The organism is uncultured Maritalea sp., assembly GCF_937139385.1.
Taxonomy (GTDB): Bacteria; Pseudomonadota; Alphaproteobacteria; order Rhizobiales; family Devosiaceae; genus Maritalea; species Maritalea porphyrae_A.
The window spans coordinates 1-8,643 of sequence record NZ_CAKZPW010000003.1 but is presented as its reverse complement, the minus strand read 5'-3'; the positions used below and the strand labels follow the sequence as shown (position 1 = coordinate 8,643).

7 protein-coding genes are annotated in these 8,643 nt (G+C 50.1%); 4 read left to right on the top strand and 3 right to left on the bottom strand.

Features of this window, described 5'->3' with window-relative positions:
* The 3 genes from malF to Q0231_RS00100 all read right to left on the bottom strand — a co-directional run.
* Window positions 1-1,373, bottom strand: a 1,373-nt coding sequence (gene malF, locus Q0231_RS00110) for a maltose ABC transporter permease MalF (RefSeq protein WP_299343523.1), incomplete at its 3' end; no start/stop codon positions are given.
* A 60-nt stretch (window positions 1,374-1,433) separates the two neighbouring features.
* Window positions 1,434-2,609, bottom strand: a complete 1,176-nt coding sequence (gene malE / locus Q0231_RS00105; protein ID WP_299343522.1) for a maltose/maltodextrin ABC transporter substrate-binding protein MalE — start codon at window positions 2,607-2,609, stop codon at window positions 1,434-1,436.
* A gap of 31 nt (window positions 2,610-2,640) precedes the next feature.
* On the bottom strand, window positions 2,641-4,332 hold the full coding sequence (locus Q0231_RS00100; RefSeq protein WP_299343520.1) for an alpha-glucosidase: 1,692 nt from the start codon (window positions 4,330-4,332) through the stop codon (window positions 2,641-2,643).
* A gap of 325 nt (window positions 4,333-4,657) precedes the next feature.
* Between Q0231_RS00100 and Q0231_RS00095 the strand changes: the two genes are divergently transcribed.
* The 4 genes from Q0231_RS00095 to Q0231_RS00080 all read left to right on the top strand — a co-directional run.
* On the top strand, window positions 4,658-5,680 hold the full coding sequence (locus Q0231_RS00095; RefSeq protein WP_269394632.1) for a substrate-binding domain-containing protein: 1,023 nt from the start codon (window positions 4,658-4,660) through the stop codon (window positions 5,678-5,680).
* On the top strand, window positions 5,677-6,756 hold the full coding sequence (locus tag Q0231_RS00090; RefSeq protein WP_299343517.1) for an ABC transporter ATP-binding protein: 1,080 nt from the start codon (window positions 5,677-5,679) through the stop codon (window positions 6,754-6,756). Before Q0231_RS00095 ends, Q0231_RS00090 begins: the two co-directional genes overlap by 4 nt.
* A 305-nt stretch (window positions 6,757-7,061) precedes the next feature.
* Window positions 7,062-8,129, top strand: a complete 1,068-nt coding sequence (locus tag Q0231_RS00085) for an extracellular solute-binding protein (protein ID WP_269394630.1) — start codon at window positions 7,062-7,064, stop codon at window positions 8,127-8,129.
* Window positions 8,130-8,197: 68 nt separating this feature from the next.
* A partial coding sequence (locus tag Q0231_RS00080; protein WP_299343513.1) for an ABC transporter ATP-binding protein occupies window positions 8,198-8,643 on the top strand: 446 nt, incomplete at its 3' end.

Below are 8,643 nucleotides of genomic sequence, written 5' to 3'. Positions count from 1 at the left end.
GGCCCACCACGCGTAAGCAGCAGCACAAGTACGATAATATTGAAATTGAAGGCAAAATTGGCAATCAGCAACGGCACCATCGGCGGCATAATCTGCGGCAGGGTGATCGCAAAAAAGTTGCGCACAGGACCAGAGTTTTCAAGCGCGGCGGCTTTGAAATGGTCGCGCGGCACGCTTTGCAGAAATCCGGCTGAAATCAACATCCAATAGGGAAAACCAAGCCAGGTGTTCACCAACAACAGCATGGATCGGGTCAAAGTGGGGTTGGTAAACCAGTCCGGCTCCAGCCCAAACAAACCACCCAAGATCAAATTGATCTCACCAAAGTTTTGATTGAAAAGCCCCCGAAAAACCAAGATCGAAATAAAGGCAGGAACGGCATAAGGCAAGATCAGGAAGAGCTTATAGATGCCTTTGTGCGCCAAGTGCTCCCACTCCAGAACCACGGCCAGTGCGGTACCCAAACCAGACGTAAAAATCATCGACAAAAACGCAAAGGCACAAGTCCAAATAAAGATCTCAAGCATGGGCTGGCGTATGCCATCTGCAAACAAAACCTTGGTAAAGTTTGCCCAGCCAACACCCACCGGCCATCCCGGTGTCACCAGCTCGCCCGCATCGTCCTGATAAAAACCTTTCTCGTGATTTGGCACCAGTTTTGTGCCGTCCGCACCAACAAGGACATCCTCTTCTTCCAACGTGTAAAATGGCGCAGACGATGCGAATTCGCGCAGCCCATCCATGGTCAATGCCCCACCCTCAGGCAGGTCAATACTAATCTGTTGCAAAGCTGCGCGATTTTGCAAAACCGCCTTTATGTTAAGCGTTTCGGGCGCATCCCCGTGATGAACCATTGCGACTAAACGACCATCAACAGCTTCGCCAATCGGCGCTGTGATCAGCGCGGGCCGACCACTGTCTGCAGGGAAGAACAATGAAGAATCTGACGTGAGGGCAAAAGGTCTTCCACTATCTGGCGCTTTGACCATCTTATCCAAGTGGATTTGCTGCACCCGCTCAAACGGCAAAATGTTGGAGGCACTATAGTTGGTGAAACCAATGCCCGAGGTATAAAGAACCGGCAAAACGATGAACACCGCAATCGCCGCCACACCGGGAAAGACAAAGCGCCACGTGTAAAACCGCGCCCAGCCAAACAGAATGACAATTGAAATGCCAATGGCGAAAGCCACAACGGCAAAGATGGGTTCCCCTGCAAGGTAGAGACCCCAGATAACATACAAAAAGGCTAGGGCGATGGCGGCTAAACTGGCAAGTCGAATGAACGGTTTTACCGTTTCATAGACAGTGCGGATCATAGAGCTTTCCACCAAATTGGATTGTGGATCACGATCATCAGTCATAACAGACATGGCGCTGGCCTTTGCAATTTTGGTGAGGCACCGCCAATTCTGGCGATGCCTCGAACTTAATTATTCTGCCAAGATACGTGTTTCAGCACCAGCCAAAGCTTCTTCAACAGAAGATTGGCCGTTGGTGATTGAACGTAGGGCCGGCTCCATTGCTGCCCAGAATTTGCCCATCGCAGGAATTGAAGGCATTGGAATGCCGGTTTGCGCATTGGCCAAAGTCGCTGCGATATTCGCATCAGCTTCAACTTGTTTCGCAAACGAAACAGAGGTCACCGCGCCCAAAGGCACATCGTCATTCACTGTTTTCAAGCCATCATCAGTAAGCATGTAGCTTTCGATGAATTCTTTGGCGATATCTTTGTTCGGGCTTGCCGCATTAACAGTTGCAGCCAACACACCAACAAATGCTTTACTTGGTTTGCCATCAACAGATGGAATTGGTGCAACGCCGAAGTTGATGCCTGATGTTTTAAGGTTTGACCAAGCCCAAGGACCATTGATCACCATGGCTGTTTCGCCTTTGTTGATCGCAGCATCCATCACACCATAATCAACACCACTTGGCATCACGCCGCCATCAATCAAAGACTTAATCATGGACGCACCAGCAATCGCACCGGCATTGGCAACACCGGTTGTGGTGGCATCATAAGCACCGTCTTTTTTCTCAAACGCGTAACCGCCGCCAGCCATGAGCAATGGGAATGAGAAGTAGGTATTGTTGTAATCCCACATGATGGGGTGCTCGATACCGTCAATTTTCATGGCGGCAATTTCTTCGAACGTTGCAGGTGGTGTTGGGATCAAGTCTTTATTGTAGATCAGGCCAACCGCTTCAACAGCAACGGGGTAACCCCAAATTTTACCGTCAGATGTTACCGCATCCCATGCAAAATCAAATGTGTTGGCTTTCACCGCATCGCTTGGATCGACCGGCGTAATCAAACCGCCTGCAGCCCATTCGCCAAAACGATCGTGCGCCCAGATAAAAATGTCAGGGCCTTGGCCATTGGCCGCAGCTTGTTGAAATTTGTCTGTAACACCTTCTGGGTGCTCAACAATCACTTCAACGCCAAGCTCTTCCGTAAACTTGGCGCCAATTTCTGCAAGGCCATTATAGCCCTTATCACCATTGATCCAGATGACAAGTTTGCCTTCTTCCAACGCATATGTTGGCAAAATTGAAGCCGCAGAAATCGCAATTGCGCTTGCTGCAAGGGTGAGTAGTTTCTTCATGTCGTAATCCTCCCGACTACCGATTATCTGCTTAAGCCAAAGCAGCAAAAAAGGCCTGATGGCCATTAAGGCTGACGGTTTTACCGTCAAACCCAAATTCAAATCCGTGATTTTCTAAAGCTGTTGCGCTCATGTTTGCGGGCAATTCATATGTCACAGCATCATTGCTCAAATTGATGACACACAGCACCGCGTCTGCGCCGCTGCCGCGCACAAATGCCAGCCCCTCAACATTCCATTCCAAAAACGTAAGTTCGCCAGAAATCAAAGCTGGCAACTGCTTGCGGAACGTCAAAAAACGTTTGAACTGCGCGTGGACAGAAGTGTCGTCGGCCACTTGCAGGTCTACCGCCGTTGCCTGGTGATCGGGTGCCACGGGAAGCCATGTTTTGTCAGCAGTTGAAAACCCGGCATTTTGCGCAGTTGAAGACCAAGCAAATGGCGTGCGGCACCCGTCCCGCCCTTTAAACTCGGGCCAGAAGGTAATGCCATAAGGGTCGGTCAAATCTTCAAAAGCGACTTCGGCTTCTGTGAAACCAAGTTCGTCGCCCTGATAAATGCAAACGGACCCCTTAAGGCTCAACAGCAATGCGCCAGCTAGTTTTGCAAATTGTTGTTTGTCGTTCGCCAAATCCGCCCAGCGGGTCATATGGCGGTTCACATCGTGGTTGGAAAATGCCCAGCACGGCCAACTGTTGCCCTGCGCAAATTCTTGAGATGCATCTTCGAACTTTGTGATGCACTTTTTGAAATGCGCTGCCGAAAAGTCGGGGCCAAGCATATCGAACGAATAACACATGTGTAGGCGATCATCGCCCGCTGTATATTCAGCCATAGTGCGCAATGAACGGTCGCCATCCCCCACTTCACCAACAGACGACGCACCGGGGTATTCATCCAGCAAAGCGCGGAACTTTTCCAAGAACCGGATATTTTCAGGTCGCGTTTTGTCATAAACATGCTCTTGGAACCCGTATGGGTTAAGGTCCGGCACATCATTTGACCCGCCACTGGTGACCGGCGGATTGTCACGCAACTCTTGATCGTGAACATAAAAGTTCACCGTGTCCAAACGGAACCCATCCACCCCACGCTCAAGCCAAAACCGAACCGTTTCCAACAATGCGTCTTGCACCGCCTCACAGTGGAAATTCAGGTCCGGCTGGCTGGGCAAGAAGTTGTGCAAATAATATTGGCGCCGCTTTGGGTTCCAGCTCCAAGCGGGCCCACCAAACACAGACTGCCAATTGGTTGGCGGCGTGCCATCTGGCTTCGCATCTGCCCAAACATACCAATCAGCCATGTCGCCATCGCGGCTTTTACGGCTTTGTTCAAACCAAACATGTTGGTCAGAAGTGTGCGACAATACCTGGTCAATCATCACCTTTAGACCAAGCTCATGCGCCCGGGCCGTCATCGCATCAAAATCTTCTAACGTGCCAAAGCTTGGATCAACGTCACAATAGTCTGAAACGTCATATCCCATGTCTTTCATGGGGGATTTAAAGAACGGCGATAGCCAAATCGCGTCTGCGCCAAGGTCGGCGATATAGGGCAAGCGCTCGGTGATGCCGACCAAATCGCCAATGCCGTCGCCATTGCTGTCTTGGAAAGAACGCGGGTAAATCTGATAGATCACCGCACCGCGCCACCAATCCTGCTGCGCATCCAATCCTTCAGCTGCGCCAGTTCCAACATTTTTGACAGCAAGTGCTTCGCTCATTCTCATCCCTACTCAAATTTCCAAACCCGCAAATGGATTCGGCCAAACAATCATTGAAAGCGCTTTCAACAATTGTAAATGAATCCATTTCTGTCAAGAAGGAATTTTCATCTTGTCCGAGAACACAATCATGAACAACTAGATATGAATTCGATAAAATGTTGATTTTACAATCTAATTTTACAAAAATTCAGATAGGATCAAAAATTGACATTTGTCGGGGCTTGCCAAAACAACAATTCAGAAATATGAAATGGCTTAGAAAGCGCTTTCAATGATTGCGCAATTGATCGCCAAATGGGAGTCGTGGAGGAAGGAGGACGTTGTGGCAAATCTAAAATCACTGGCAGAACATCTTGGCCTTTCGCAGGCCACGGTTTCTCGGGCGTTGAACAATTATTCTACGGTCAATCAAGCCACCCGCACGCGGGTGCTTGAAGCGGCGCAAAAGCTCAACTATCGACCCAATTCAAGCGCCAGGCGTTTGGCCACAGGCCGCGCCGATGCCATCGGCATTGTTTTGCCCCACCACGACGATTTGCTGGTTGATCCGCACTTTGCCGATTTCCTTGCCGCCTTCACCAAAAAGCTCGCAACCTACGACAATGATGTGGTGCTAACCGCAGCAGACAACCCACAAACCTATCAGCGCTTTGCCCAAATCGGCAAAGTAGATGGTTTTGTGATTTCCGCGCCAAAAGCACACGACGAACGCATTGCAGTTCTATCAAAACTCAACTTCCCCTTTATTGTACATGGTCGCTGCGAAACCGACCTGCCTTATGGCTTCTACGACATCGACAATGAAGGCGCGTTTTATGATGCGACAAAACTGCTGCTCGAATTGGGGCATACGCGCATCGGCTTGTTAAACGGCGCGGCGGATTTGATGTTCGCCAAGCAACGTTTGGACGGCTATACGCGTGCACACAAAGAATTTGGCCTCAAAACCACACCGCAGCTCATTCATCACGATCACATGACTGAGGAATATGGCTACCGCCATGCCCAAGCCTTGCTCGAACTTGATGACCGGCCAACTGCATTCTTGTGTTCTTCAACGCTGGTCACAGTTGGCGCACAGCGCCGCATCCGCGAAATGGGCTTGGAAATTGGCAAAGACATTTCCATCATCACCCACGACGATGGACTGTCCTCGCTAAAAACCGAGAACTTTTCGGTTGCCCTGACGGTTACGCGCGCACCCATTCGCGACGCAGGTACAGAAATCGCCAAAATGGTGATTGATCTGATCCGCGGCACCCCAATTGACCAATTGCAAAAAGTCGTACCGGTTGATCTGATCGTCAGAACATCAACCAGCGCCCCAAAAAGGAGCAGATCGTGAGCGATCCCAAAAAGGTCCTGCAAATCAGCAACCTCAAAAAGAACTATGGTTCAGTTGAAGTGCTACACGATATCAATATTGAGATGGAAGAAGCCGAGTTTTTAGTCCTGCTGGGACCTTCGGGCTGCGGCAAATCCACATTGCTCAATTGCATTGCGGGCCTTGAAACGATCAATGAAGGCGCGATCAAAATTGGCGGCAAAGACATGACGCAAACCCCGCCGGGCGAACGCGACATTGCCATGGTGTTTCAATCTTATGCGCTTTATCCAACCATGTCGGTTGGCGAAAACATCACCTTTGGCCTGAAAGTGCGCGGCACTGCTAAAAAAGAACAGCAAAAGCAGCTGCAGCGCGTCGCTGAGATTTTACAGCTCGACCAACTGCTCGACCGCAAACCAAGCGCCCTTTCCGGCGGCCAACGCCAACGCGTCGCCATGGGCCGCGCCTTGGTGCGGAACCCAAAGCTTTATCTGTTCGATGAACCGCTTTCCAACTTGGATGCAAAACTGCGCGTTGAAATGCGCGCCGAAATCAAAAGCCTGCACCAACGCGTCAACGCATCAATTGTTTATGTGACCCACGATCAAATCGAAGCCATGACACTGGCCACCCGCATTTGCATTCTAAAAGACGGGCATATCCAACAGATCGGCACCCCGGACGAGGTGTACTACAAGCCAGCAAACACCTATGTAGCTGGATTCATGGGTTCACCGCCGATGAACCTTTTACCAGTCGTGTCAAAAGGCGCTGACAAAATTTCTATTGCTGGAGACGACAGCCAACTATCTAAAGCCGATCTCAGTTTTGATGGCGTGGCCATTTTGGGCATTCGGCCCGAAGAGATCCGCGTTGTTGCAAAAGACAAGGGAATGCTCAGCCAACCCGTTACCGCCACCGCTATTGAGCGCACAGGGTCAGACACATATATTACCGCAAAGGTCGGCGAACATAGTTTCACCATCCGCGAAGCCGCCCGCAAACGCGTTGAGGTTGGCGATCAGTTCAATATTGATTTCGACCAAGACGCGATTAGCCTGTTTGATGCCAAAAGTGGCCTTCGGCTGAATTAAGTAAAATCAATCAAAACGAAAAGACGCAATGGGAGGCGCTGATTTTCAGCGGCCTCCCTTTTTGTTTGTCCAAACACTCAGTTTCCTGAAACAAATTGAACACAACCACAGGTTCTGTAGAGAAAGTTCTGATAAATTCTTGACAACACACAGATACTTGAATGAAACTCTTCAGATTGTCACAAAAGTGCAAAGGTAGAAGTTTATCTCTCCACCCGCGCTTCAAGTGGCGCAACGAGAACAAAAAGGGGCTCGCGCGGCAATTCTGCCTAGCGTTGAAAGCCTGACCTAAGTGGAGTGAAATCATGAACAAGATTCTATCATCAGGCATCGCCTTGCTTGCCGCTGGTGTATTGAGTGCATCAGCCGCACAAGCGGAAACATTGCGTCTTTTGACCTGGGGCGGCTATGCACCTGAAAATGTTGTTGCATTGTTTGAAGCAGAAACCGGCCACACTGTTGAAGTGACCAAATCAAACAACGAAGAAATGGTCGCAAAGCTGCGCGCAACCAATGGCGGCGGTTTTGACCTTGCTCAGCCTAGCCAAGACCGGATTGCTGGCGCACAAGCCGAGTTTGACATTTATAAACCGATCGACCTTTCAAAAATCGATGCAAGCCAATTCATCCCATCCATGTTGGAAGCCACAAAAGGCAACACCATGATCGGCAGCGATGTGTATGGCGTACCACACGTTTGGGGCACATCTGGCCTTGTGGTCAACACCGCAAAAGCTGGTCAAGTTAAAGACTATTTGGATCTTTGTGACGCCTCTGTTGCCGGCAAAGTGTCTTATCGCTTGAAGCGCCCAACACTGATCGGCTTTGCATTCTCAATGGGTCTTGACCCATTCGCAGCCTATAATGACGAAGCAGCTTACAAAGACATCCTGTCTCAAGTTGAAGCAAAATTGATCGAATGTAAGTCAAACGTCAAAACCTATTGGGGTGGCGGCGACGAGATCAAAAACCTTCTTCGCTCAGGCGAAGTGGTTGCAGCCATGGCTTGGGATACAGGCGGTTGGTCTTTGAATGCAGACGATGCTGACATCACCTTTGTTGCACCAACTGCAGGTGCTTTGGGTTGGATCGATACATTTGCAATGCCAAAACGTGGCCGCGCAGATGAAGCTGCATACGCTTGGATCAACTTTGTAATGCAACCTGAAATTGCTGCAATGATCACAACAGCTGCAGGCAATTTCACCGCTTCTCAGGGTGGCGATGCAGGCGTGGATGAGGCACTTAAAGCCCGTTACCAAGCAAGCTTCCCACAAGCGGCAATCGACAACATCAAGTGGTACCCAACAGTTCCAGCAAATCTTGAAACGCTCGAAGGTGCAGTGCTTGATCGCGTTAACGCGGCCAAGTAACCTCACTTTTAGGCAAACCAATTGAAGGGGCGCGATTTCGCGCCTCTTCTCATATTGTTGGAGCACAAATGACCCAGACGGACGCTGACGCACAATTCGATCTTGAATGCCGCAAACTCAACAAAGACTTTAGCGGGTTCAGAGCCGTAAAAGACGTAAGTTTTGGCGTGCCAAAAGGCACATTTTTCTCCATCTTAGGCCCATCAGGTTGTGGCAAAACCACACTTTTGCGCATGATCGCTGGCTTTCAAGAAGCATCAAGCGGCGATTTGCTGATCAAAGGCAATTCAATGATTGGGGTGCCCCCCAACAAGCGACCAGTCTCTATGGTGTTTCAACATCTAGCACTGTTCCCCATGATGGACATCGAAGCAAATGTGGGTTTCGGCCTGCGTCAACGAGGTGTCCCGCGTGAAGAGATAGCCAAACGGGTTGAAACCGTGCTTGCCCGGGTCGGCTTACCCGGTGTTGGATCACGCCAAATCAGCCAGCTTTCTGGCGGTCAAAAACAGCG